Annotated in this window: 24 protein-coding genes and 1 tRNA gene; 6 read left to right on the top strand and 19 right to left on the bottom strand. The window is 71.7% G+C overall.

The features are described from left to right. Positions 1-80: 80 nt before the first annotated feature. Together ACFY3U_RS02065 and ACFY3U_RS02070 are read right to left on the bottom strand one after the other, a co-directional pair. Positions 81-1,580: a cation:dicarboxylate symporter family transporter gene (locus ACFY3U_RS02065; protein ID WP_387193339.1), complete on the bottom strand. Its 1,500-nt coding sequence runs from the start codon at positions 1,578-1,580 to the stop codon at positions 81-83. Positions 1,581-1,630: 50 nt separating this feature from the next. Further along, positions 1,631-2,311, bottom strand: a complete 681-nt coding sequence (locus tag ACFY3U_RS02070; protein ID WP_387193342.1) for a GNAT family N-acetyltransferase — start codon at positions 2,309-2,311, stop codon at positions 1,631-1,633. 243 nt (positions 2,312-2,554) lie between these two features. Here ACFY3U_RS02070 and ACFY3U_RS02075 point away from each other — a divergent pair, with 243 nt between their 5' ends. Then, complete coding sequence (locus tag ACFY3U_RS02075; protein WP_387193345.1) at positions 2,555-2,752, top strand: DNA repair protein; 198 nt, start codon at positions 2,555-2,557, stop codon at positions 2,750-2,752. Between the two features lie 112 nt (positions 2,753-2,864). Beyond that, on the top strand, positions 2,865-3,380 hold the full coding sequence (locus ACFY3U_RS02080) for a hypothetical protein (protein ID WP_387193348.1): 516 nt from the start codon (positions 2,865-2,867) through the stop codon (positions 3,378-3,380). Between the two features lie 233 nt (positions 3,381-3,613). Here ACFY3U_RS02080 and ACFY3U_RS02085 read toward each other — a convergent pair whose 3' ends face one another. Together ACFY3U_RS02085 and ACFY3U_RS02090 are read right to left on the bottom strand one after the other, a co-directional pair. After that, positions 3,614-4,342, bottom strand: coding sequence for a Clp protease N-terminal domain-containing protein (locus tag ACFY3U_RS02085; protein ID WP_387193353.1), 729 nt, complete (start codon positions 4,340-4,342; stop codon positions 3,614-3,616). Between the two features lie 75 nt (positions 4,343-4,417). Next, entirely contained in the window at positions 4,418-5,881 is a 1,464-nt protein-coding gene (locus ACFY3U_RS02090) for an MFS transporter (RefSeq protein WP_387193356.1), read from the bottom strand. Positions 5,882-6,126: 245 nt separating this feature from the next. On the opposite strand from ACFY3U_RS02090, the gene ACFY3U_RS02095 reads away from it, so the two are divergent. Then, positions 6,127-6,705: a TetR/AcrR family transcriptional regulator gene (locus tag ACFY3U_RS02095; RefSeq protein ID WP_387193359.1), complete on the top strand. Its 579-nt coding sequence runs from the start codon at positions 6,127-6,129 to the stop codon at positions 6,703-6,705. Positions 6,706-6,735: 30 nt separating this feature from the next. Here the strand turns inward: ACFY3U_RS02095 and ACFY3U_RS02100 are convergent, their stop codons facing one another. Beyond that, on the bottom strand, positions 6,736-9,804 hold the full coding sequence (locus tag ACFY3U_RS02100; RefSeq protein WP_387193362.1) for a VWD domain-containing protein: 3,069 nt from the start codon (positions 9,802-9,804) through the stop codon (positions 6,736-6,738). 117 nt (positions 9,805-9,921) lie between these two features. After that, entirely contained in the window at positions 9,922-10,362 is a 441-nt protein-coding gene (locus ACFY3U_RS02105; protein WP_387193365.1) for a hypothetical protein, read from the bottom strand. Positions 10,363-10,841: 479 nt separating this feature from the next. Here ACFY3U_RS02105 and ACFY3U_RS02110 point away from each other — a divergent pair, with 479 nt between their 5' ends. Then, positions 10,842-11,687 (top strand): phosphotransferase family protein, encoded by an 846-nt coding sequence (locus ACFY3U_RS02110; RefSeq protein ID WP_387193368.1) that lies wholly within the window; start codon positions 10,842-10,844, stop codon positions 11,685-11,687. On the opposite strand, the gene ACFY3U_RS02115 is transcribed toward ACFY3U_RS02110, so the two are convergent. The 8 genes from ACFY3U_RS02115 to ACFY3U_RS02150 all read right to left on the bottom strand — a co-directional run bounded on the left by ACFY3U_RS02115 (position 11,664) and on the right by ACFY3U_RS02150 (position 17,493). Continuing rightward, a complete protein-coding gene (locus ACFY3U_RS02115) occupies positions 11,664-12,233 on the bottom strand; it encodes a kinase (protein WP_387193371.1) in 570 nt (189 codons plus the stop codon). The two genes, ACFY3U_RS02110 and ACFY3U_RS02115, sit on opposite strands and share 24 nt — an antisense overlap. A 16-nt stretch (positions 12,234-12,249) precedes the next feature. Then, on the bottom strand, positions 12,250-12,912 hold the full coding sequence (locus tag ACFY3U_RS02120; RefSeq protein ID WP_387193374.1) for a pentapeptide repeat-containing protein: 663 nt from the start codon (positions 12,910-12,912) through the stop codon (positions 12,250-12,252). A gap of 61 nt (positions 12,913-12,973) precedes the next feature. Beyond that, positions 12,974-13,156 (bottom strand): multiple cyclophane-containing RiPP AmcA, encoded by a 183-nt coding sequence (gene amcA / locus ACFY3U_RS02125; RefSeq protein WP_029126032.1) that lies wholly within the window; start codon positions 13,154-13,156, stop codon positions 12,974-12,976. Then, complete coding sequence (gene amcB, locus ACFY3U_RS02130) at positions 13,153-14,289, bottom strand: cyclophane-forming radical SAM peptide maturase AmcB (RefSeq protein ID WP_387193377.1); 1,137 nt, start codon at positions 14,287-14,289, stop codon at positions 13,153-13,155. Before amcB ends, amcA (ACFY3U_RS02125) begins: the two co-directional genes overlap by 4 nt. After that, a complete protein-coding gene (locus tag ACFY3U_RS02135) occupies positions 14,286-14,630 on the bottom strand; it encodes a hypothetical protein (protein ID WP_387193380.1) in 345 nt (114 codons plus the stop codon). Before ACFY3U_RS02135 ends, amcB begins: the two co-directional genes overlap by 4 nt. Further along, positions 14,627-14,788, bottom strand: a complete 162-nt coding sequence (amcA, locus tag ACFY3U_RS02140) for a multiple cyclophane-containing RiPP AmcA (RefSeq protein ID WP_387193383.1) — start codon at positions 14,786-14,788, stop codon at positions 14,627-14,629. Before amcA (ACFY3U_RS02140) ends, ACFY3U_RS02135 begins: the two co-directional genes overlap by 4 nt. A gap of 454 nt (positions 14,789-15,242) precedes the next feature. Beyond that, a complete protein-coding gene (locus ACFY3U_RS02145) occupies positions 15,243-16,127 on the bottom strand; it encodes a phosphotransferase (protein WP_387193386.1) in 885 nt (294 codons plus the stop codon). 7 nt (positions 16,128-16,134) lie between these two features. Further along, on the bottom strand, positions 16,135-17,493 hold the full coding sequence (locus ACFY3U_RS02150; protein WP_387193389.1) for a hypothetical protein: 1,359 nt from the start codon (positions 17,491-17,493) through the stop codon (positions 16,135-16,137). A 692-nt stretch (positions 17,494-18,185) separates the two neighbouring features. Here ACFY3U_RS02150 and ACFY3U_RS02155 point away from each other — a divergent pair. Then, positions 18,186-18,377 carry a hypothetical protein gene (locus ACFY3U_RS02155; RefSeq protein ID WP_387193392.1) on the top strand — a complete coding sequence of 64 codons (192 nt, stop codon included), beginning with the start codon at positions 18,186-18,188 and terminating at the stop codon, positions 18,375-18,377. A 55-nt stretch (positions 18,378-18,432) separates the two neighbouring features. Here the strand turns inward: ACFY3U_RS02155 and ACFY3U_RS02160 are convergent, their stop codons facing one another. The 4 genes from ACFY3U_RS02160 to ACFY3U_RS02175 form a co-directional block, all read right to left on the bottom strand. After that, complete coding sequence (locus tag ACFY3U_RS02160) at positions 18,433-18,714, bottom strand: hypothetical protein (RefSeq protein ID WP_387193394.1); 282 nt, start codon at positions 18,712-18,714, stop codon at positions 18,433-18,435. A 107-nt stretch (positions 18,715-18,821) separates the two neighbouring features. Next, positions 18,822-19,595: a MarR family transcriptional regulator gene (locus ACFY3U_RS02165; RefSeq protein WP_387193397.1), complete on the bottom strand. Its 774-nt coding sequence runs from the start codon at positions 19,593-19,595 to the stop codon at positions 18,822-18,824. Positions 19,596-20,218: 623 nt separating this feature from the next. After that, complete coding sequence (locus tag ACFY3U_RS02170) at positions 20,219-20,746, bottom strand: NUDIX domain-containing protein (protein ID WP_387193400.1); 528 nt, start codon at positions 20,744-20,746, stop codon at positions 20,219-20,221. A gap of 234 nt (positions 20,747-20,980) precedes the next feature. Further along, positions 20,981-21,056, bottom strand: a tRNA-Lys gene (locus tag ACFY3U_RS02175). A gap of 161 nt (positions 21,057-21,217) precedes the next feature. Between ACFY3U_RS02175 and ACFY3U_RS02180 the strand changes: the two genes are divergently transcribed. Further along, the gene (locus ACFY3U_RS02180) at positions 21,218-23,386 is read left to right on the top strand and encodes a HelD family protein (protein WP_387193403.1); all 2,169 of its coding nucleotides are present in this window, start codon (positions 21,218-21,220) and stop codon (positions 23,384-23,386) included. A gap of 13 nt (positions 23,387-23,399) precedes the next feature. On the opposite strand, the gene ACFY3U_RS02185 is transcribed toward ACFY3U_RS02180, so the two are convergent. Further along, positions 23,400-23,807 carry a hypothetical protein gene (locus ACFY3U_RS02185; RefSeq protein ID WP_387193406.1) on the bottom strand — a complete coding sequence of 136 codons (408 nt, stop codon included), beginning with the start codon at positions 23,805-23,807 and terminating at the stop codon, positions 23,400-23,402. Positions 23,808-23,815: the final 8 nt, after the last annotated feature.

Raw genomic sequence — 23,815 nt, forward strand, 5'->3', positions numbered from 1 at the left:
GGCATCCGGCCCGGGATCCACGGTCCGCGCCCCGCCGTCCCCGAGCCGCGCGTCGCGTGGCTCGGGGACGGCGTCGTGTTTCAGCGGGGGGCGGGGACCCGGGCCGCCGGCTCGGCGACCCGGGCGTCGGCCTCGGTGCCGTCGTCCGGCGCGCCGTGCGCCTCGTCGTCGAGCATGGTGGCCTCGTCGAACGGGTGGTCGCCGGCGAGCACCGCGCGGGCCCGGTCCCGGTCGAACTGGTTGGTCCAGGTGCCGACCAGGACGGTGGCGACCGCGTTGCCCGCGAAGTTGGTCAGCGCCCGGGCCTCGGACATGAAGCGGTCGATGCCGACGATCAGACCGACGCCGTCGACCAGGTCGGGCCGGTGCGACTGCAGGCCGCCGGCGAGGGTGGCCAGCCCGGCGCCGGTCACGCCGGCCGCGCCCTTGGACGCGATCACCATGAACACCAGCAGCGAGATCTGCTCGCCGATCGCCAGCGGCTTGCCCAGCGCGTCGGCGATGAACAGCGACGCCATGGTCAGGTAGATCGCGGTGCCGTCGAGGTTGAACGAGTAGCCCGTGGGCACCGTGATGCCGACCACCGGGCGGGCGACGCCGACGTGCTGCATCTTGGCGATCAGCCGGGGCAGCGCCGACTCCGACGACGACGTGGACAGGATGAGCAGGAACTCCCGCCCGAGGTAGCGCAGCAGCGAGAAGATCGAGATCCGGGCCACCAGCCAGAGCAGCGTGCCGAGCACCAGGAAGACGAAGATCAGGCAGGTGGCGTAGAAGCCGAGCATGATCTGGGCGAGGCTCTTCAGCGCGTCCACGCCCGTCGCGCCGACCACCGCGGCGATGGCGCCGAACGCGCCGATCGGTGCCAGCCACATGATCATCGCCAGCACCTTGAAGACCACCCGCTGCAGCACCGCGATCGCGTTGATCACCGGCTCGCCGCGCCGGCCCAGGCTCTGCACCGCGAAGCCGACCAGGAGCGCCACCAGCAGCGCCTGCAGCACGTCACCCTCGGTCAGCGAGGAGAAGAGCGTGGTCGGGATGATGCCGAGCAGGAAGGCGACGGTGCCCTCCCCCTCGCCGGAGGCCGCCTTCTGGCCGGCTCCGGCCAACGCCTCGTTGAGGTGCAGGCCCGATCCCGGGTGGATCAGGTTGCCGACCACCAGGCCGATCGCCAGCGCGACGGTCGACATGAGCAGGAAGTAGCCCAGGGCCAGCCCGCCGACCTTGCCGACCTGGGCGGCCTTCCGTACCGACCCGACGCCGAGCACGATGGTGCAGAAGATCACCGGGCCGATCATCATCTTGATCAGCGCGACGAAGCCGTCGCCGAGCGGCTTGAGGGACTTGCCGAAATCCGGAAAGAGCAGGCCGACGGCGATGCCGGCGAGCACCGCCAGGATGACCGCGAGGTACAGGTAGCGCGTCCGGTCCCGCCGGCCGCTCGGCTCGGCGGCCGGGTCCGCGCCCGGCGGGTCGCCGTCGGCCCCGCTCGCCCGCCGGCCGGGCGGGGCGGCGGGGATCGGGCCGGCGGGGGCGCCGGGCTGGGGATCCGGTTCGGGAAGGTCGCGCTCTGCCATGGCGGGTACCCCTACCCCGCCGCGTCACCCGCCACACCCACCCCGCCCGATCAGGGCGGATAGACCCCGAACGATCGCCAGCCGCGGTCCGGGAAGCCGGCCGCCTCCGCCACCCGGGCCGAGGCGGCGTTGCCCTCGTCGTGCCGGTACGTCGGCACGGCGCCCTCGTCGAGCACCCGGCGCGCCGCCCGGGCGACCAGCCGGCGGGCCAGCCCGCGACCCCGGGCGTGCGGCACCGTGCCGACCGCGAGCTCGTGCCCGTGGGCGTCGTGCCGCTTGATGCCCACCCCGGCCAGGTAGCCGCCGCCGTCGTCCCGCACCACCAGCACCTCCCGGTCGAACAGGCGCAGCCAGGGCGGCAGCCCCGGCCCGGTGGGGTCGACCCACTCCCCCGCCTCGGGCAGCGGCGCCGGGGACAGGCACCACCGGAAGACGTCCCGGTGGGTTTCCCAGTCCGGCTGGCCGACGGCGATCGGCAGCGCCCGGAACAGATCGGCCCGGGGGCCGCGGGCCAGCGCCCGGACCGGCTGCACCCGTTCCGGGGGCACCGAGAGCACGGTGCTGCGTTCCGCGGCGGCACCCCCCGGGGCGGCCACCGCGACGGCCGGGCGCAGCCGCCCGTCCCAGGCCGGCAAGCCACGCCGTCGGGAGCCCACCACGTGCAGGCCGGGGCCGGCCGGCCACTGGCCGAGCCAGGTGACCAGGTGCCGGTAGAGCCGCCGGTCGAGCACCGGTTCGCACCTCCTGTCGCCCGCGTGGGCACGGCGGTTCCGTCGTGATCACCGTACGCCGGGACGGCCCGCGTCACCCGCGCTTCCGGCGGTGGATTGGATCACCGCGGCGAGGGGTAGACATACCGACGGGCACCGATGGCTTGACCGGCAGCCGCCGCCCACCGGCGGGAACCGCGGACAGGGATCGAGCGTCATATGTATTTCCATACCTCGACACCTTTGTCTGGGACGGTGGTTGCCATGGCGAATCAACCGAGTGACCGGTATCAGCAGGACACCGCGCGGGCCTGGCGGGCGGCGGAGGCGGCCGGCCGCTTTCCGGCCCAACCGGCGTACCGCGGGGGGCGCGGCGGACGGGACGCGGACGCCCCCTCCTGGGGCGAGCTGAACAGCCTGCCCGCCGGCAGCTCCTCCCCGCGCGGCCTGACCGCCCACTGACGCACCAGCCGGCAGGTGACCGCCGCGGCGGGGTGTCCAGCCGGGGGTTCGCACACCTGTCGGGTAACGTCTTGTGGTCCGAAACCGGTCCACGACAGGAGCAGCTCCGCGCATGGGCAAGAAGACGATCCACGTCTCCGACTTCACCGGCACCGTGCTGGGCACCGACGACGAGGTGGTCAAGGTCGTCGTGCTGGAGCACCCTGACCTGGTCGCCGGTCCCGTGCAGTTGGACGCCACCGCCACCGAGGTGGAGGCGATCGACGACGCCTCCCTGGACGTGGCCGTGGTGGAGATCCACGACCGGCACGGCGACGGTGAGCCGCGCCGGGTGGTGCTGACCGCCAGCGAGTTCGACGCGATGGCCACCGACGTGCCGATGGCGCAGCTGCTGCGGACGGCCGAGCGGGTCCGCCCGCCGAAGGCCCGCCGGGGCCCCGAGAAGGTCGACTACGGCACCATCGAGCACGCCGGCCGGCCGCACCGGGGCCGGGTCACCGAGCAGGAGGCCCAGCTGGTCCGCGACCGGCTCGACGAGGTCAACAAGCGGCTCGCCGACGCGGGCGTACGCCAGGTGGACCCGGCCGACCCGGAGCACGCCGCCCGGTACGGCTTTCCCACCGCCTGACCGACCCGCTGGCCGGCGGGGTCGGGACGCACCCCCGTGCCGCGCCCCGCCCCCGACGGCGTAACCGCCGACGACGCCGGTACGCCACGGGACAACGCGGCTCGTTCGGTCCAGCGAGGGCACCGATCGGCATGGCCATCAGGCTCCTCGCGGTCGTCGGTACACCCACGACCCTGCCGACCGGAGCCGCCGCGCTCATCCCCGGCGCGGGGGAGGCGCCTCCCCCGCCGGGGTCACCGCACTGCGCTGATCTGCGCCAGCACGGCGACCAGTTTCTCCTCGACGACGTCCTTGGCCAGGCCGAGGCCGGAGAGCAGGCCGTCGCCGTCCTCCTGCTCCAGCAGCGCGAGCAGGATGTGCTCGGTGCCGACGTAGTTGTGCCCGAGCCGCAGCGCCTCGCGGAAGGTGAGCTCGAGGGCCTTCTTCGCCTGAGCGTCGAACGGGATCAGGGCGGGCACCTGGCCGGCCGGCTGCGGCAGCGCGGCGACGGCCGCCTCCCGCACCCGCTCCAGCGGCACGCCCTCGTCGACGATCGCCCGGGCGGCGAGCCCCTCCGGCTCGGCGAGCAGGCCGAGCACCAGGTGCTCCGGCCGGATCTCGGCGTGCTGGCGGGCCCGGGCCTCCTCCTGGGAGGCGACCACCACGTTCCTGGCGCGCGGGGTGAACTTGGCGAAGCCGGCGCTGGGGTCGAGGGCGGCGGCCGCGTCGGCCTTGGCCGCGGAGCGCTTCTGGGCGGCCTGCTTGCTCACCCCCATGCTGCTGCCGATCTCCGTCCAGGACGCGCCGGAGCGGCGGGCCTGGTCGACGAAGTGGCCGATCAGGTGGTCGGCGAGCTCGCCGAGGTGGTCGGCCGCGATCACCGCGTCGGTGAGCTGGTCGAGGGCGTCGGTGTGGGCCTTCTTGATCCCCTGGATCAGGTCGTCGAGGCGTACCTGGCCGGTGATCCTGCTGGGTTCCGTCATGCGTCAACCATAGGTTGACGGCCAGCCAGCGTCAACCATTAGTTGACGCCGGCTGGCCGTCGAGCAGGACGAGGGTCAGCGGCCGATCGGGACCGGCGCCAGCTCGCGTACCGGCTCGGGGGTCACCGTCGGCCCCGCGGCCGGCCGGCGACCGGCGGACCCGCGCCGGGGCGACGGGACCGCGAGAGCGGCGATCGCGGCGGCCAGCGCGATGCCGGTGAGCACCAGGAAGCCCAGCGTGAAGCCGGCCTCCCGGGGCAGGCCGCCGGCCTGCGGGTGGGCGGTGATCACCCCACTGACCACGGCGGCGCCGACCGCGCCGCCGATGGTGCGGATGTTGGCGTTCATCCCGGTCGCCACGCCGGTCTGGCCGGCCGGCACGGCGCCCACGATCAGGTTCGCCATCGACGCGAAGGCCAGGCCGATGCCCAGGCCGACCAGGCCGCCGGCGACGCCGACCTCCCAGCGGGTGTCGTGCGCGACGGTCAGCATGGCCGAGGCGAGCACGTTGAAGGCGGCGCCGGTGGCCAACTGCGCCTTGGCGCCGAACCCGCGGGACTCCAGCCGACCGGCGAGCAGCCCGGCCACGAACATGGCCACCAGCATGGGCAGCATCAGCAGGCCGGCCTGGGTGACGCTGGCGCCGAAGCCGTAGCCGGCCGCCGTCGGGATCTGGGCGAACTGCGGCAGGAAGGCGTACACCGAGAACATCGAGGCGCCGTAGAGCAGGGCGACCAGGTTGGTGGTCCAGACGCCGGGCAGGCGCATCATCCGCATGTCGATCAGCGGGTTCGTCGACCGCAGCTCGACCACCAGCCAGCCGGCCAGCAGCACCACGGCCAACGCCAGCAGGGCCAGCACGCGACCGGAGGTCCAGCCCCAGGTGGCGCCCTTGCTGACCGGCAGCAGCAGCGCCACCAGCCAGCCGGAGAGCAGCAGGGTCGCCCGCCAGTCGATCCGGCCGGCCGTACGCACCGGCGACTCCGGCACGAACAGCTTGGCGGCCACGGCGGTCAGCCCGACCACCACCATCGGGATCCAGAACAGCCAGCGGTAGTCCAGGGCGGTGACGATCGGCCCGGCGAGCACCACGCCCAAGCCGCCGCCGACGGCGACCACGGCGGAGATGCCGGCGACCGCCGAGGAGACCCGGGCGGCGGGGAACTCGTCCCGGATGATCCCGAAAGAGAGCGGGAAGACGGCGCCGCCGATGCCCTGCACCGCCCGGGCGACGATCAGCACGCCGATGTTCGGCGCGACGGCGGCCAGCAGGCAGCCGAGCGCGAGCGCGGCGAGCGCCACGACCAGGGTGCGTTCCTTGCCGATCATGTCGCCGACCCGCCCGAGGATGGGCGTGAAGATGGACGCGGACAGCAGGTACGCGGTAAGCACCCAGGTCACGGTGTTCTGTGAGGTGTGCAGGTCATGCGCGATGGTGGGCAGCACCGGGGCGATCAGCGACTGCAGCAGCGAGAAGAAGCCGGCGCCGGCCGCCAGCACCCCGAAGGTGAGGCGGCGGGAGCCGCGTCGGAACGACATTGCGGGAACTCCAGGATCGCGTCCGAACGGACGAGGCGTGGCGGTGGCGCGGGTGGACTGGGCGACGTCGGGCATGAAAGAGCTCCTCGGTCGAGATCGGGCGGAGGCTCCGGAGGCCCGCTCTTGGGGCCGGCGTCGGAGACCGGGGTAAGCTAACCGGAGGCAAGGCTCCGTACGGAGGGGTGCCTCCACCAAGCTAGCGGAGGGGTGCCTCCGGTTGCAACCGAGGTGAGGTGACGTAGGTCATGACGGGCGCGGGACAACCCACCGACGTCTTCGCCCGCCGGCCGAAGCGGGCCGACGCCCGGCGGAACTACGAGGCGCTGATCGCGGCCGCCCGGGAGGTCTTCGCCGAGGCCGGCGCCACCGCCTCGCTGGAGGAGGTGGCCCGGCGGGCCGGCGTCGGCATCGGCACCCTCTACCGCAACTTCCCCACCCGGCGGGATCTCTTCGAGGCGCTCTACGTGGAGGAGGTCCGCGCGCTCAGCCAGTCCGCCGGCGACCTCTCCGGCCTGCCTCCGTGGGACGCCCTGGTGGCCTGGCTGCACCGGTTCGTCGGCTACGTGGCCACCAAGCGCGCCCTGGCCGAGGAGCTGGTGCACGACTCCGAGGTGTTCCGCAGCTGCCGGACGGAGATCTACGCCGCCGGCGAGCCGATGATGCGGCGCGCCCAGTCGGCCGGGGCGGTCCGCGACGACATCGGCTTCGACGACGTGATCCGGCTGATCAGCGGCCTCACCATGGCGCAGTTCCCCGACCCCGCCCAGCGGGACCGGGTGCTCGGCGTCGCCCTCGACGGCCTGCGCCCACCGGCGGCACGCTGACGCCCGAGGCGTCCCCGGCCGCCGGCCCGATCAGCGGCGCAGGGTGAGGGTCACCGCACCGGTCGCGGTGTCGCGCGGGTCGACCACCAGGGTGTACGTGCCGGTGACCGGCAGCACGGTCGCCCCGATGTCGCCGACCCCGTTGATCACGCAGCCCTCCGCCAGCAGCCGACCGCCCGAATCCCGCAGCTCCAGCGGCCCGCACTGGTCGGGCAGGGTCGCCGCGGTGGCCGCCACGGTCACCGACGTTCCCGCGGTGCCGGTGAACCGGTAGCGGACGACCCCGCCGGCCCGGTCGACGGTCGCGACGACCGGCGGCCCGCCCACGGCGATCTCGCCGGTCACGTCCCGGCCGACGGACAGCCGCAGCGCGACGTCGCCGACCGTCCGGTCCTTCGGGTCCACCAGGACGGTGTACGTCCCGTCCGCGGGCAGCAGGGTGCCGTCGACCTCACCGGCGCCGTTGATGACGCAGCCGGTGTTCAGCAGCCTGCCGTCCGGGGCGCGCAGGTCCAGCGGCGAGCACTGGTCGCTCAGCGTGCTCTCCGGCACCTCGACGAACACCCGCTCGTCGGCGTGGCCGGGAAACGAGTAGCGGGCCACGGACCCGGGCCGGTCGAGCGTCGCGGACAGCGTCGGCCCGTTCGGCTCCAGGGTGCCGGCGACGTCCCGGGCGGCGTAGACCCGCACGGTCGCGCTGCCCGTGCCGCCGATCGCGTCGACCAGCACCGCGTACGTGCCGGCCACGGTCAGCTCGGTGCGGTCGACGTAGCCGACGCCGTTGACGTTGCAGCCGTTGGCGACCTCCTGCCCGGCCGGGTCGAGCAGCCGGTACGGCGAGCAGCGGTCGGGCAGCCCCGGCGCGGTCACGTCGACGAACACGGCGTCGCCGGCGCGGCCGGGGAAGGTCAGCCGGCCCCCGGGAGCCACCGCGCCGGCGGCCAGCGGTGGCACGGCGATCGGCGTGGCGGGGGGCGGGGCGATCCGCTCGGTGGCGGCGCCGCTGACCGCGAACTCGGGCCGGCCGGTGGCCCCGACGTCCAGCACGCACTCGGCGAGCGCGAAGGCGTCGGTGAGGCCGGCCCACCGGCACACCTGTTCGGCCTGCGCGCGCCGGTTCGCGTCCAGGTCCGCCACGGTCGCCGGCTTGTCGGGGAAGGTGCGGTCGGTGAACGATCGGGTGTCCTGGCCGTCGGCGTAGCTGAACAGCGAGTCGCCCTGGCCGATCCGCCAGGCGTCCGCGTACGCCGGGTAGAGCTTCTCGAACGGCACCGGCTGGGCCAGCGCGGTGCCGGCCGGCGGGGCGATGTCGTCGGCCGGGTCGCCGTCGAAGTCGCCGAGCAGGCCGTGCACCTTGCCGGCCCGGCCGGGCGCCAGCTTCAGCAGCAGCCGGTAGCCGTAGTGGCCGATCTGGTCGACCGCGGCGGCGGAGCCGTCGGGCCAGGTCAGGTCGTACCCGTCGGCGGCGCCGGTGTCGGAGGGCCGCCGGTCGAGGGCCCCACCGCCGGGCAGGCCGGTCCGCTCGGGCGGTGCCGGCACGACCGTGCCGTCGACGCGTACCTCGGTGCCGCCGGGAGTCAGGGTGAGGCCGACCCGGTGGGCACCGAGCCGGAACGCGACCGCCGAGTTGACCGACACGTTCCGGGCGGTGCCCATCGGCGTCTGCCGGACCTGCACCGCGAGGGGGTCACCCGAGGTCGAGGCGACCAGCACGAACTCGCCCACCGCCTGGAAGTCGTAGTACGCCCGGTCGAACGTCACCAGGTGCGGGTCGCCGTTGGAGCCGCCGCAGCTCGCCGAGTCCTCGCAGAGCTTCACCGGACCCTTCGGCGGGGGTGTCTTCTTGGCCGGCTTCTTGCACTCGTCGAGGCTCTTCGGCAGCTTCTTGCCGTTGTACTCGGTGCGCGGATTCAGGCCCTTGGCCACCCGGTAGCGGTTCTCCGCGAACGTGGCCTTGACCTCGGCGGTCCTGATGCCGGTGCTGCCGCAATCGCCCTGCGGCACGGCGTCGCGGGAGATGTCGTCGGCGTGGTTGAGCTCATGGTAGAGCGCCGCGCAGGGATCCCGCGGCACGCCCGGCTCGTACGGCTCGGTGGAGGTCGGGTTCCAGGTCACCGTGGACGAGCCCTTGCCGTCCCGGCCGGTCGGCGTCTCGAAGGCCCCGGACCCGCCCGGCGTCGGGATGATCCGCACCCGGGGTGTCTTCTTGTCCTTCAGCCGGGGCAGGATGCCGGCCGGGTCGCCGCCGGGCGCGGCGAACCCGGCCAGGCAGCTCTCGACCAGCGCCGGGAAGTCCACCCCGTCGATCGGCACGCCCGCGTTCGGGTCCACCGTGTAGTCCGCGCGGGCCGGCCGGGCTCCCCCGCCGAACAGGCCGGCGCCGACCAGCAGCAGGGCGACGGCCGCGGCGCCGCCACGGCGACCCCGTAGCAGGAGCAGCACCACCAGCGCGACGACCGCGAGCGCCAGCACCGCGCCGCCCAGCAGCCACGGCCACCACCGGCGACCCCCGGTCGCGTCCCCGACGGTGAACGTGGTGGTCCGCAGGGCCGTCGCCCCCGGGCAGAGGGTGGCGGCGCCGGTGACCGGCAGCGCCGCGTAGCCGGCGGTGACCTCGTACCGGCCGGGGGCACCGACCGGCCAGAGGCTGTCCAGGCCGCCGCCGTCCGGGGTGGCGGCCACCGATCGCAGCACCACGTCACCCGGCTCGGCGCCGTCGGCCAACCGGATGCTGGTCAGCGACACGGTCGCGCTCGCCCCGGGCGCGACGGTCGTCAGCCCGGCGGTCGCGGCCGCGCCGATGCCGTCGTCGTGGAAGCTGCGGCCGAGCGCCGGCACCAGATCCTGCCCGTCCCGGCGGACGGCGGCGATCTGCACGGTGCCCTCGGCGGCCGTGGCCAGGCCGCACGCCGCGCCGGTGGAGTTGGTGACCGCGAGCGTCAGCCGGACCGGCCCGCCCGCCGGGTGGCTCGCCTGGGTGGTGCGCAGGTCCAGGCCGAGGCCGCCGTCGGCCGGCGCGGCGGACGCCGCCGCCGGCCACGCCACCAACACCGCCGCCAGTACGGCGAGGCCACCGCCGAGTCGCGTGCACAGCTTCATGGACCGGACTCTAGGGCGGCGGTACGCGGATTCCGCTGCACTGTCGTGGACCGGTCGCAGCGGGCCCGGGGCGACAGCGTTCACCTGCCGCCCGGACCGGCCGCGCGGCCGTGGGGGTCAGGATCCGCCCGCCCGGTACCTGCGGACGGCGGCTTCGGCGAGTCGGGAGAGATATCCGTCGCCGCCCGAGTCGTCGCCCATCTCCTGCGCGACCAGCAGGGTGGTGCCGAGCCGGACCAGAATGGTGTCGCAACCCAGCGTGCCCGATCCGGAGGTCATCCGGCAGCTCAGGTGAAGACTCTCGTCGCCCAGCCGGGGTCCCGGGCCCACCGCGTAGCGATAGCTGGCGCGGCCGCCGATGGACGCCACGGCGGTGGGACACCGACCGACGAAGGTTCGCAGGTCGTCGATCGCCCGGCGGGCGCCGTCATCGGCGTAGGTCCGGAGGACCTCGTTTCCCACCCAGAGCTGATCGGGACCCGCGTCGTGGCTGACGGTGGCCGCGGCTATCGCCGACGGGGTCCCGGTCAGCCGGGTGGCCGACAACAGCGGGATCATGTCGTCCGAACAGGACGCTCCGGCACCCGGTCGTCGATCACCGGCGTCCGGTGCCATGACCGTCGCCACGTCCACCCTGGAGCCCGATGGCAACAGGCCGGTGGACACCAGACGCGCGGACAACGTCGCGGAGTAGCCGGCTCCGCCGGTCGCCGGGACCGAAGGCAGAGACGGCCCGATGGCCGAGCTCGTGGCCGGCGCGGCGGAGGGGCGGGCGTCGGCCGTGGACCGATCGGCGGTCGGGGCGGACGGCGAACCGCACCCGGTCATCGCACAGACGGCTGCCAGCGCGACCCAACCACGCAGCCCCATCACTCCACCTCTCAAGCGAGGCGTCAGGATATCGCGCGTCCCACCCTGGCCATGTGCCCTGCTGACCGGCCTCATCGTGATCGACCTGCCCGGACAGCACTGGCGGCCTGGCGCGGGGGGCCCGAAACCCGGCTGCTGCGCCGGAAACGTTGAGTTACCGTGCTCCGATGCAGGCGTACGCGGCCCGGCGGGCAACCCAGGCAGCCATGGTGAGCGCCAGGTCGCTCGGCCTGACCGCCGACGACGCCGTCGTCCTGCAGAACTCGAACAAGCTCACCCTGCGGCTGCGGCCCTGCGACGTGCTGGCCCAGGTGGCACCGACGGCACACCAGTGCGCCCAGCTCGAAGTGGACATGGCACGGCGACTGTTCGAGGTCGGGAGCCCGGTGGCCGCGCTGGAAGCGCCCGAGGTCTTCGTCCGGGACGACCACGTGGTCACCCTGTGGACCTACTACGAACCGGTGACCACCCAGGCGGTCCCGCCCGCGGACTACGCCAGAGCGCTCGAACGTCTGCACGCCGGAATGCGCCGGGTCGACCTGCCCACTCCGCACGTCACGGACCGGGTCTCCGAGGCCCGGGCGCTCGTGGCCGACCAAGACCGGACGCCGAGGCTGGCCGACACGGACCGCGCCCTTCTCGCCGACACACTGGACCGCCTACGCCGGGCGGTCGGCGACAGCGGCCGACCCGAACAGGTCCTGCACGGCGAACCGCACCCGGGCAACCTGCTCGCGACCCGGATCGGCCCGCTCTTCATCGACTTCGAGACGTGCTGCCGAGGGCCGATCGAGTTCGACCTGGCCCACGCCCCCGACGAGGTCGCAGACCACTACCCGGGCGTCGATCACCACCTGCTTCGAGACTGCCGGACTCTCATGCTGGCGATGATCACCACGTGGCGCTGGGATCGCGACGACCAGTTCCCCGACGGCCACCGGCTCGGCATCGAGTGGCTGAGCGAACTCCGGCAGGCGGTGGAAGGCCCCCTACGGGGACGGAACGTTCGGTAGCCGGTCGTCGTCGCGTCCGGTCTGGGGTAGCCCGGCGACAGCGGCGATGGCCTGGACGGCCTCGTCCAGTCCGGTGGTCTCGGGGAGGACGAGTTCGTCGGGCCAGCCCAGGACGTCGTGCGCGGCGTACCAGCCGCTCATGTGCTCGGCGGTGAACTCGGTGGCCTTCGGGCGGGTGAGGTGCCGGCGCAGGGTCTCGGCCAGGGACACGTCGAGGTAGCAGAACAGGGACCGGCCGCGGTGACCGTCCCGCAGGGCGGTCAGCATGCTGCGATAGCGATTGGTGTGCAGGATGCCTTCCAGCACCACGTGGTAGCCGTGATCGAGGGCGAACCGGACGGTCTGCCCGATCAGCGCGGGCGCGGCGCCGCCGGGCTTGTCCCGCTCGCGCAGCAGGATGCGGCGCAGGTAGTCCTGCTCGACCAGGGCGCAGCCCCGGCCGTGCCGGCGTCGTAGTTCGCGGGCGATGCTGCTCTTACCCGAGCCGGAGTTGCCCCTGATGCAGACGAGGATCGTGTCCGGGCTGCCGGTAGGTTCAGCGGCCACAATGCCTCCTCCGATTTCAGTCGTTGCGGACGGTGAGGTCGAGGGCGGCGACGGTCAGCCGGGTGAGGTCAGGAAGCTGGTCCTCGCCGAGGATGACGCCGCGCAGGTTGTCCAGCGGTGTCTTGAGGCCGTGGATGCGGCTGCCCCGCAGGTCGGCGCCGTCGAGGTGGCAGGAGTCCAGCTCCAGACCGCTCAGGTCGCAGGATCGCAGTGCCATGCGCGCCAGTCGGCAGAAAGACCACGCGCCGTTGGTGAGAGTGCAGTCGGTGAACGCGACCGAGCCGGAGGCGGTGACACGCCGAAGGGTGGCGTAGTCGAAGCGGCAGCCGTCGAACAGGACGTCCTTGAGGCGTACGTCGGTGAGTCTGGTGCCGGTGAACCGGGAGCCGGTGATGGCGCACCGTTCGATGGTGATGCCGGTCAGGGTGGCGCCGGAGAAGTCGGTGCGGGTGATCTCGCAGCCGTAGAGGCTGCCGGCCTCCCATGTGCTCTCGCTCAGGTCTACGCCGGTGATCAGGCTGCTGCGGATGCTGGCGTCCTCAAGGTGCGAGCCGCGCCACGCGGCGCCCTCGACGAGGGCCTCGGTGAGTCCGTCGGCGAGGTTCGTGGTGGTGTCGAGGTCGTCCGGTTCGAGGTCCGGCAGTAGGACCTTTACGTCGCCGATCGTGGTCGTGCGCATGTGTCCTCAACCTCTGTGGGCGCGGGGTGGGCACGCCACCCCGCGCGTCCCGTCGCGGGGGCTACTTCTTCTTGTTCCAGTTGTCCCAGCCGGGTCGGCTGTCGAACTTACCCTTGTTGGCCCAAGTGGGGCGGTTGTCGAACTTCGCCGCGTCGATTGACGCTACCGACCGTTCCGGGTCGACGCCGAGGCGGGCGAGTTGCTCGGGTGCGGCGTTGATGAGGGTCGCGAGGGCGTTGGTCATGGTGCTTCTCCTTGAGGGGTGAGGTGGTCCGCGGCGGCGCGGACGAGGGCCTGTCGGGTGGTGCGGCAGTAGGTCGTTTCTCGGGCGGTGAATGTCGCGTGCTCGAAGTAGCGGTTGCCGGCCTGGGCGCCATGGCAGAAGTCGTAGAAGGCGCAGTGGTCGGCGCAATCGTTGAGGGCTGTTACGAACTCGGCGACGTAGTCCAGGTCGCTGGCGCGGGCGAGCATGGCGCTGATGGGTTGCTGTAGGACGTTGCCGGCGATGAAGTCGCCGTATCGCGGCTCGGTGATGCCGAGGAGCTCCGGTGAGAGGAGAACCACCTGCCCATCCCAGGAGACCGTCGGGATAGGCTCGTACGGCGCATGGTCGACGTGTCCGGCGCGGGTGGCGGCAAGGTAGTAGGCCAGCCGGTCCACGTCGCGGATCCGCAGCGGGCTGCCGTCGACGCGACGTGCGATGAGCTGCTGCCAGAACCGGTACGCGGCATCCTCGGACACCGGTGCCCGGTCGGCGCCCTCCTGCTCTTCGATGTTGAAGCCCACCGACTCGCAGCCGGGCAGGCCGGTGAAGAAGTCGACGAGGGCGCCAGCGTGGTCGATGGTTTCCGGGGTGACCACACAGATCACCGAGTACCTCAGCCCTGCATCGGCCAGGGCCTGCATGCCGCGCAGGGTCCGGGCATCGGTCGGGTTGCCGGCCCGGTCAAGGCGGTTCCGGTTCAACGCGCCCGGTCCGTCGATGCTGACCCCGACCTCGAACCCGTAAGCGGTGAACAGCTCGCACCACTGTCGGTTGATCAGCGTCGCGTTCGTCTGAATCTCGTGACGCACCATCCCCGCGCCTCGCAGCTCCTCGAACGGGGTCAGTAGATCCCGGAACAGCCCGATGGGTGTGGCGGTGGGTTCGCCCCCGTGCCACACGACGCTCACCGGATGACCGCTGTTCTGCCGAGCGATCGACTCCGCGCAGGCCCACGCGACCGCGCCGCTCATCAAGCGGCGGGATCTCCGGTCGGGCAGGTAGCAGTAGGTGCAATCGAGGTTGCAGAAGCTCGTCGGCTGCACGACCAGGGTATGGAAGCTTCCGGCGACCGCCGGCTGGCCGGTGGTGTTAATGAGGCCGATGCCGTTCACGACAAGGTCTCCTTGGAGCCGGCGGCCGTGGTGGTGTTCACGCGGTAGGCGTGGGTGTGGCGGGCAGGCAAACCGAGGAACCGGTCGAACATGTCGGCGACGCTGCCTGTCACGCTGGGGTTGAGCCGGTGCAAGTCGTCGATCGCGTCGTGCAGACAGCCGGCCAGGTAGAGGAACAGGCTCCCCGGCACTTCGCGGTACTCGGCCAAGAGCGCGAGCTTCGCCGCGCTGCAGGGCCAGGGATGCCCGCAGCGCCGACACAACCACAGCGGACGCAGCGGCAGATGCTCCGGCGGCCAAGGCCAGTCCGGTGCGGCAGGGCGGGTGCCGTCGCCGGTCATCGGGGGTCGGGCTTCCGCAGCTGCTGCTCGAACACGACCCGCCATACATGCGTCTGCAGCGGCAAGTCGGCCACCGGCCGCTCCATCGGCTCGGCCCGCTCCGTAAAGTCGCGGGGGAGCTCACCGGTGGCGGCGTACCGCGATACGTACACCGTCACGGCCGACCCCCAGCCGGTTCTAACGCCGGTAGGCGGTGGGTTTGCCGGTGCACCGGCAAACCCATCGCCGTCGGCCAGCGGCAGGGAGCAGACCGCCGGTCACTCGCCCCCGCAGCCCCGATGGCAGTACGGAAACGAGGAGCCGCCCGCACGGTCGACGGAACGCCTGGTGCGCGCACTTGCCGGTGCGTCGGGTCGCCTTCCGACCTGCCGCCCATTGGCACATCCATCTGGATCTCCCTGGCGTGAGGATGTCGCTGGCCCGTCGGTACAGCGTCGAGTCCAGTGATCTTGGACCGGCTGTGCCGATGTGTTCCTGGCGTTCACGATCGCGGGAGTGACGGAGCGGATACAGACCCAGCGTGGTGGGTCACCGTGTGCATCGTCGTGTCTGGCGTGGCCCTGGGCAGGTGGCGCAGGATGGCTGCCCGTCCGGTCCCCTACTCGGTAGAGATCAAAGGATGTGCCATCGAGTCAGTTCCGCCCCTTCATCGCGCAGGCCCGCGATCCGGCGGTGTACCTCGTCGGCAGCCTCGGTGCCGGGACGGGACTTCCGCGCATTGGTGGCGATCATCTGCAGCTCGCGCAGCCGGCACAGCTCCTCGAACTGCGGCCAGGAATCGATGTCCCAGCCGTAAGCGGTCGTGAAGTCGGCAAAGGCTGTGTAGCCGGGCGGGTCGAATCGGCGGCAGTGAACAGCGACCGTAGCGATGTCCCATTCGCGGGGCCCGAGGGCGGCGCCGTCCCAGTCAGCAAGTACCGGAGCACCGTCGAAGCGCCGCAGCGCGTTGCGTGTCTGCGGGTCGGACTGAATTAGGCTGATACCCCGCGGGAACCTCATCGCGTCCCAGCTGGCTGCTAGCGCCTTGAGCCCACCCATCAGTAGATCCCGCTCTTTCCGGTCCAGGATCGTCGAGCGGGCGACGGACCGCTCGATGCTGTGGATCGGCCGCAGGACAGGCAGCGGCATCGGCGGAGTCGGCAGCGCATGCAGTTGACGAAGCAGTACTCCCAGTTCGGCGACGCTGATGGGTTGATCGTGTGCCGGGTCGAGACGCTGCCAGACCGTGACAGCGTGACCATCAACCTGCAACGGCTGTACAAGGGCTGGCTGGAGCCCCACCGTCGGAAACCTCTGGGCCTCCAGCCAGTCGACCACAGCCACCATGGCCCGCACTCGCTCCATGTCGAAGGAGAAAGGAGCAATCTTGATCACGACATTGCTGACGGCGTAGACGGCGTTGGTGTGGTGCCGTAGCAGGGCGGCATCCGAGTCGGGGTAGCCGAGCCGACGGCACACCTCGGTGAGCACCGGACGGGTGCGCGCCTCGACAAACATGCGGCTCCTAGGGACCGAGCGCGGCGGTGGCCCCCAGCCTAAGGGCGCGCTCGCGGCAGGCCCGCACGTACTCAGTCAACGCCGCCACCTCGCCGTGCCGATCTCGCTCGGGAACCGCCGAGATGACGTCCGTGGCTCTGGTAAGGATGATCTCCGTCTGCTGTATCTCCGGCAGGTCGGCGATGGCGTCGTGGGCGGTGACTGCCGCTTCGGCCGCCCGTCGGTCCCGCGCGAGGCACACTGACCTGTCCAGGGCAATCAGGGCCACGTCGATCGGTACGGCCGGCGCCTCGCCGTACAGGCGTAACGCCTCCTCCTGAACCCGGTACGCACCCCCGGTGTCCCCGAGACAGGTGTACGTCCCCGAGAGGTAGAACAGAAAACGCTTCGCGGGAAACCGGAACGCCACATCAGTGTCGTCGTCACCGGCCTGGTCGAACATCTGCCGGGCCTGGGCGATAGCCGACCGCGCCTGCTCGGTTGCGCCGAGCCTGGCCAACGCACGTGCCCGGCCGGCCGCAGCCAGGGCAGCCGGTGATGATGCGGTCGAGGTGAGGGCCAGCGCCGCGTCGGCCAGCGCGACGGTCTGGCCAGGGTCTCCGAAGTAGTACGGCAGCATCGCCGCTTGAGCCCGCACCAGCACCCTCAACCGGTGCTGCCCGCTGTCATCCGCCGCACGGATCGCCGTGCCGTACCACCGCCGCGCCTCGGCAACCTCCCCGAGCCGCATCAACGCATCCGCGCACATCGTCGCCAACAGCGCCGCCACCCCCGACAGCCGAGCCTGGACCGCCGCCGGCTGCCGCCGCCCTGACAGAACCTGCACCTCCCGGCAGTCACTCGCCAGCAGCGACAGCATCACCCGTGGGGAGGCCGACGGGTATATCCGCGTGTGCTCGCCCGCGGACTCCTCTATCAGCTCGAGATGCCGTGGAGCGACGCTCGACGATGCCAGGGCCTCGTCCAGGCCCAGACGCAGCTGTGCCAAGACGTCGACCTTCGCGCGGTCCCCGACTCCGATAACCGGCTGATTCGCGATGTCACCTACAGCCGAGAGCTGGCGCGGCTCCTCGACGACATGCCCGTCCTCGTCCCGGCCGAGACCCATGGCCGGACGGGGGATGCTCAGGCCGACCGCGATCCGCTCGAGGACCTCGTAGGCCGTGACCTGCCGGACGCCCTTGGCGATCTCTGCCGCGCGATTGGGCGAGACGTCAACGAGCGTCGCGATCCTGCCGTAGGACACGCCACGGGCGTGTAGGAAGCGGAAGACGGCACTCACATCCCGGCGCCGCAGGAACTCACCTATCGGCTGGCCGTTCCAGACGCCCGAGCTCCACCACTCGGGGTTCACCTGCACGCTCATCATCACCCCTGACCGAACCACGACCAGTTGCCAGCACAGCGCATCCGCGCCGTCACATCAAGTCAATGGGCAGGCCGAGTCGCCAGTATCGAGACGCGCGATGCTATCCAGTACCCCCACGGTGAGCCCTCACGATGTGGGGCCGATGGTTCTCGTCAAGAGCGCTGCCACTAGACCGGCTCCCTCGATGGGGCTGGGCGAGGGCAGCAGGACGACGGCCGGTTCTAAGCCGCCTGATATGGGTGGGGTAGTACTCATGTCCAATCTGGCCGTGACGGCGCGCCTGGGAGGACTTGAGATCCGCTCGCATTGGCCTCCCGTCACACCGGTCGGGTACGCTCTTCCGCGAACAGGGTGAGGCTTCCGGTAGTAATGCAATATGAATCTGGAAGCTGGCAGCCCTGGGGCCGGGCGTCGCCGACGGACTCCTGCCCACCTAATTCAGTTGCCGTTCTCGAGTGGTATTACCGTATTCAGACGCCTTAAGGCGTTCAGCAACATCTGAGATCTTGCGCAGTCGGTGCAGGACCTCAGCTTCATCAGTGCGAACGATGTACTGGTCGAGCTGAGTCCTGCGCGCCTCACTCGACCGGAGTGAGGAGAACTGGGCCGTGGGCCTCGCAGATCCTGGGCTCTGGGTAGCCGCTTCTTTGCTTTCGACCGCTGTCGTGGCGATTGCCAGGCTGCTCCGCGTGAAGATCGATGCCGACCTTCAGAAGGAGTTGGCTGAGATGGCGTTGCGTGATACAAGACCCGAAGATAGATCGACCATCATCCGTAACCTCTCCGGGCTGCGCCACTTCAGTCCGCAGTTGTCAGATGAGCCTGTGCTGGACGAGAAGCTGTCGGCGACGAGACTCCCCGGCCTGCGGCGCAAGCGGTAACAAGCCCACATGCCGCAAGCCCTACCCTTCCTTCGGCATGTGCCGAGGAGAAGGATCAGAGTTCGATGTCCTCGGCCGGCAGGTTCTCTCCGAGCGCACGGCGCAGCCGCATGTTCAGTGCGCGTACGGCGGCACGCAGCGCCTCAGTCGAGTCCGACTGAATAAGGCCGAGTCGCATCATGTCGCGCCGCAGCCGCTGAAGCAGCGCATCCACGATCTCCTCCGGCGGTTCCTCGGCGACAGAGAGCAGCTCGAGGTGCGCTGCTACACCAACAAGCACCTCCAGGTCCGCGTCAGCCAGGCGGCGACGAGCGTTGGCCTCGTTCGACTCAGTCATCTCCGTACTATCTCGCCTCCAGCGCTCCGACCTGGCCGACTCGTCAAGGAACGCGGGAAAGCGGTCAGCCAGGGCCGACACCCCAGCAGCCGCCTCTGGTAGGTCGATCAACCGATGACGCGCCACACTCGTGGCCGGAGTTCGCCACACCTGCTCGTGGGCCATTGCCGGCGCAACAGGTCGACAGTGGTCACCGCGACCGGCAACTGGAACGGCCAGCTCACCAGGTCCGCCAGCAGGTTCGCTTCGCGCACAGCATCTCGAGCGATGACCAACACCGCACCGACCGGCACGATCGGATCAGTACGCCGGTAACCGGCCAGGACGCGATCGAGGCCGAAGGTAGACCGCTCGCGCTCAGTCATCACCTCACCGACCGGGTCGGGATCGACGTGCACCAGGAACCGCACACAGCGGCCGTCTTCTAGCCACACCCCGTACCCGTCAGCGCGTAGAGGCGCCAGGCCCCGCTCCCGCAGCCACACCGACGTGTCCAATGTCGCCATCCACTGGAACAACCCACACCGGCCCGGATCTTGCCGAGATGCTTCCAGCAGCGGGAGGAACAGGAGGTAGTGCGCCGCACCCCAGTACCTATGACCGAGGCGCAGTGGCACCGGCCGCCCCGACGAGACGAGGTCACGGTTGAGCAGGTCGGTGCCCTCCCCCGTGATCCGATACCACCAGGCATGCGCACGGTCCTCCGCCGAGCGCTCCCGGCCCACCAGCCCAGCGGCGTGCAGCCAGGTGAGGTCCCGATGCGCCGTCAACCGCGGCACCCCCGCCACCACTGCGATATCCCTCGTGATGGCCGAGCCGTGCAATGCCAAAAAGGACAGGATCCGCCACCGCCTAGGAGTCAGCTCACCACCACCAGTCACCCATCGATGATCCCCAGCCTGCAGACACCCCACCACCCCGGCGCCGACGGTGGCGCAGTAGGAACTCCCGCACCCTCAAAACGGGGTTTGTGAGACGTTTTCCATGATCACTGTTCACGAAATCAGCCGAAGAGACGATGACGAAAGGGTCAGAACCGGCAAGGCGCACCTCATCACGATCTGCCCATCCCGAGCAACAAGGCCACCTGGGGATCCACCGGTGGGCGGCGGAGGTACCGATGCTGCTGCAGTCGGTGCCGGTACTGTCTGACATCGGCACATGCATTGCTACTGATGCTGGCGGTTTGGCGCCACGCTGATGTCGGCCATTGCAGGATGGGCCGCTGCCTGCCAGGCAGGACTGACGCCCGGCCAGGTGTGGCTGCGGCTGGTGATGCCTGGTAGACTAGGCGGTGGTCGGCCGGGTCGGCGCCTGACGCCAGGTGAAAGCTACGGCCAGCTGAATACCGGGTCCGGTCACGCCACAGCGGGCAGAAGCCAACAGCCCCCGAGGATCGTCGCGTCCACCGACACCGGCGCTTTGGTCGGCCAGTTCCCGGTCAGCCATGAGCGACCAACGCGCCGACCGAGGCCGGACGGACGACAAACCTCGCGTGCCTCGTCTACACCTCCGGGTCTACCTGCGCCCCGGAGGCCGTCGCCGTCGAACCCCACCAGAGGTTCATTGGTTTTGCGACGGGCACCTTGCTACACAGCGAGAGCAGCGCCTCCTCGTTGGCGGCGATGAACTCCTTCAGCGCATCAGGCTTGAGATCCACGGCATACAGCTTGTCGATCGCCACCCGGTCGACTTGGTAGTCACCGCGCGATGGATCAGCGAACTCCTGCCCGGTCCGGGCATCCTCCTGCAACTGAAGCAACCGACAAGCAAAGAAGTGCTGCACGGAAACGCCCTCACCGGCGGGAGTGGTGAACAGGAAGACCTGAGCGAACTGATCCGCCTCAGCGCCGAGCTCCTCGCGCAACTCGCGGCGGAGTGCGGCCTCCAGGGAGACGTCCGTCGACTCCAGGCCACCCCCCGGCGTCGTCCAGTACGGCGCCTGGCCGGGCTTGATCCGCCTGATCAGAACCAGGCGGCCTTCGTCATCCAGAAGGATGGCCCGCACCGACCTGCGCACGATCTCACGCACGCTGCCCCCACCCGCTCCCGGACGACCTACCAACAGGAGTCTGAAGTTACGGGGTGAAGAGTGCAGGGCGCATGCCGCGTATGAGGGAACCATCTTCACCGGCGTGGCGCCGGGTCCAACCGGCGCCACGCCGGTCCATCGGCTCCCGGACACCCACCGAGCGATCACCCACCACCACCAGACGCGAAAAAGGCCCCGACCCGGTGGAAACCACCAGTTCAGGGCCTTGATCGTTGGTGCGCCGCCAGGGACTCGAACCCCGAACCCGCGGATTAAGAGTCCGCTGCTCTGCCAGTTGAGCTAGCGGCGCTCATCGGCAACGGTGCAGAACGATAGCAGGCCCCGAAAGGCGCCCCGCCGGGGGCGGCACAACCCCGCAGAAGCAGGGCCGACGACCGGTCGGACCCAGCCGGTACGGTGAACCGACCGAGTCCCGTGGCTCGGACCGGTCGGCGTCGAGGGAGGGGCCGCGTGGCGTCCAGGGAAGCGGAGATCGCCGCCGAGCAGGCGTACTTCGACGCGGCGGCGCAGCACCGCGACCGGCGCCGCGACGGGCTGCGCAGCATGCCGTCGGCGGCCGCGCACGCCGGCGCCGCCGCCCACCTGCGCCGGCACGCCGCCGCCGCGGTGCGGGCGCTGGGCGCGGCGGACGAGGCGGTGGCGTTCGGCCGGGTCGACGACGAGTCGGGCGAGATCCGGTACGTCGGGCGGCACCTGATCCGGGACGCCGACGGCGAGGTGCTGGTGGTCAACTGGCACGCGCCGGCCGCCGCCGGCTGGTTCGAGGCAACCCCCGACAACCCGGCGGGGGTACGCCGCAAGCGCGCCTTCAGCTGCGCCGGCAACTCCATCGAGGAGATCACCGACACCATCCTCGCGGAGATCGCCGAGGCGGTGGACGCGCAGCTGCTGGCCGAGCTGACCCGGGGTCGTACCGGCAGCATGCGGGACATCGTGGCCACCATCCAGGCCGCCCAGTTCGCGCTGATCCGTGCCCCCCGCGACCAGGTGCTGGTGATCGAGGGCGGGCCCGGCACCGGCAAGAGCGCGGTGGCGCTGCACCGGGTGTCCTGGCTGCTGTTCACCCACCGCGCCGAGATGTCGGCGCCGGACGTGCTGGTGGTCGGGCCGCACCCGACCTTCGTGCGCTACATCGGCCAGGTGCTGCCGGCCCTCGGCGACGAGGGGGTGGAGCTGCGCGACGTCGGCCGGCTGGCGCCGGACGTGCCGCGCGGGCGCACCGAGCGGGACGGGGTCGCGCGAATCAAGGGTGAGGCGCGGATGGCCGGCCTGCTGGCCCGCGGGTTGGACGCCCGGATCGGCGCCCCGGATCCGGCCGAGCGGCTGCTGGTCGGCGGCCGGTTCGTCACGCTGCCCGGCGTCGAGGTGGCCGAGGCGCTCGCCGCGGCGCGGGCGTCGGCCCTGCCGTACGCGGGTCGGCGGCAACTGCTGCGTGACCGGCTCACCGGCCTGATCGCCGCCCGGTCCGGGGTGGAATCGGCCGGTTCGGAGGCGGTGGCGAACCTGGTCGACCGGCTCTGGCCGGCGCAGTCCCCGGCCGGCTTCCTGCGCGACCTGCTCGGCTCCACCGCCCGACTGCGGGCCGCGGCCGGGGACGAGTTCACCCCGGCGGAGGTGACGGCGTTGCACCGGCGCGGCGCGGACCGGTTGTCCCGGGAGACCTGGTCGCCGGCGGACCTGCCGCTGCTGGACGAGCTGGCGCACCTGATCGACGGGCCGGGCCGCCGGTACGCGCACGTGGTGGTGGACGAGGCGCAGGACCTCTCCCCCATGCAGTTGCGCACGGTGGCCCGGCGCAGCGCCACCGGGTCGTTGACCGTGGTCGGCGACCTCGCCCAGTCCACCGGCAACTGGGCCCGCGACTCGTGGGACGAGGTGCTCGCCCACCTGCCGACCGTCCACCCGGCGAGGATCACCCCGCTGCGGTACGGCTACCGCGTACCCCGGCAGGCGTACGCGACGGCGGCGCCGCTGCTGTCGGTGGCCGCGCCCGGCGTGGCGCCGGTGGAGGTGGTCCGGGACGGGCCGGCGGACACCGGCGTGCACCGGGTCGGGCTGGCCGAGCTGGCCGGCCGGGCGGTCACCGTGGCGCGGGAGCACGCCGAGGCGGGCCGGTTCGTCGGCATCGTCTGCCCGCCCCGGCAGCGGCGACCGGTCGAGGCGGCGCTGGCCGCCAACGGGATGAGCTGGAGCAGCGCCGACCGGGGCGAGCTGGGCGGCGCGGTCAACCTGATCAGCCCGCAGGAGGCCAAGGGCCTGGAGTTCGACGCGGTGGTGGTGGTCGAGCCGGTGGAGATCGTGGCCAGCGACGAGCGCGGCCATCGGCTGCTCTACGTGGCGCTGACCCGCACCACCGGGCACCTCGACATCGTCTGCACGGGCGACCCGGTGCCGCTGGACGCGCCGGTCCGGCCCCGGCCGCCGGTGGACGACCCGGCGGGCGCGGCGTTCACCCGGCGGGAGGCGCACCGGCTGGCCGAGCACCTGGCCGGTCAGCTGCGCGGCGCCGCACCCCCGGCGTTCTGGGCGGACGTGCTGGCCGAGCTGCGCGCCACCCTGCTGCCGGACGACGCCGAGCCGGAAGCGGACGGGGCCAGCCCCGCCGGTCCGCGGCCGTAGCCCGACCGCGGGGTCAGCTCCGAGCGGCCGACGGACGGCTGATGGCGGCCGAATCGAGCCGGCGGCCCACCGTCCACTGCAGGATGTCCTGCTCGATGTCGGCCTTCTTGGCCTTGCTGGGCACCGCGATGCCCAGCTCCTTGGCCAGCGCCCGCAGCTTCGCCACGGTGAGCTTCAGGTCGGCGAGGTAACGGGCCCCGGCCGCCCGGTCGCCGATGGCCGCGAGGTCGGCGCGTACCCGATCGGTGTCCACTCCGGACGGAACCGCGGCGGTCGCTCGGGCGGCGGGCCGGGCCTTGTCGACCACGGCCAGCTTCGCGGTGCCGTCGGCCAGGGCGGTGAGCTGGTCGGCGGGCAGCGCGCGGACGAACTCCGCCACCCGCAGCAGGACGGCGTGGGCGAGGTCGGCGGGGTCGGTCACCGGTGCTC

It is taken from the genome of Micromonospora sp. NPDC000089 (assembly GCF_042899365.1).
In the GTDB taxonomy this organism is placed as follows: domain Bacteria; phylum Actinomycetota; class Actinomycetes; order Mycobacteriales; family Micromonosporaceae; genus Micromonospora.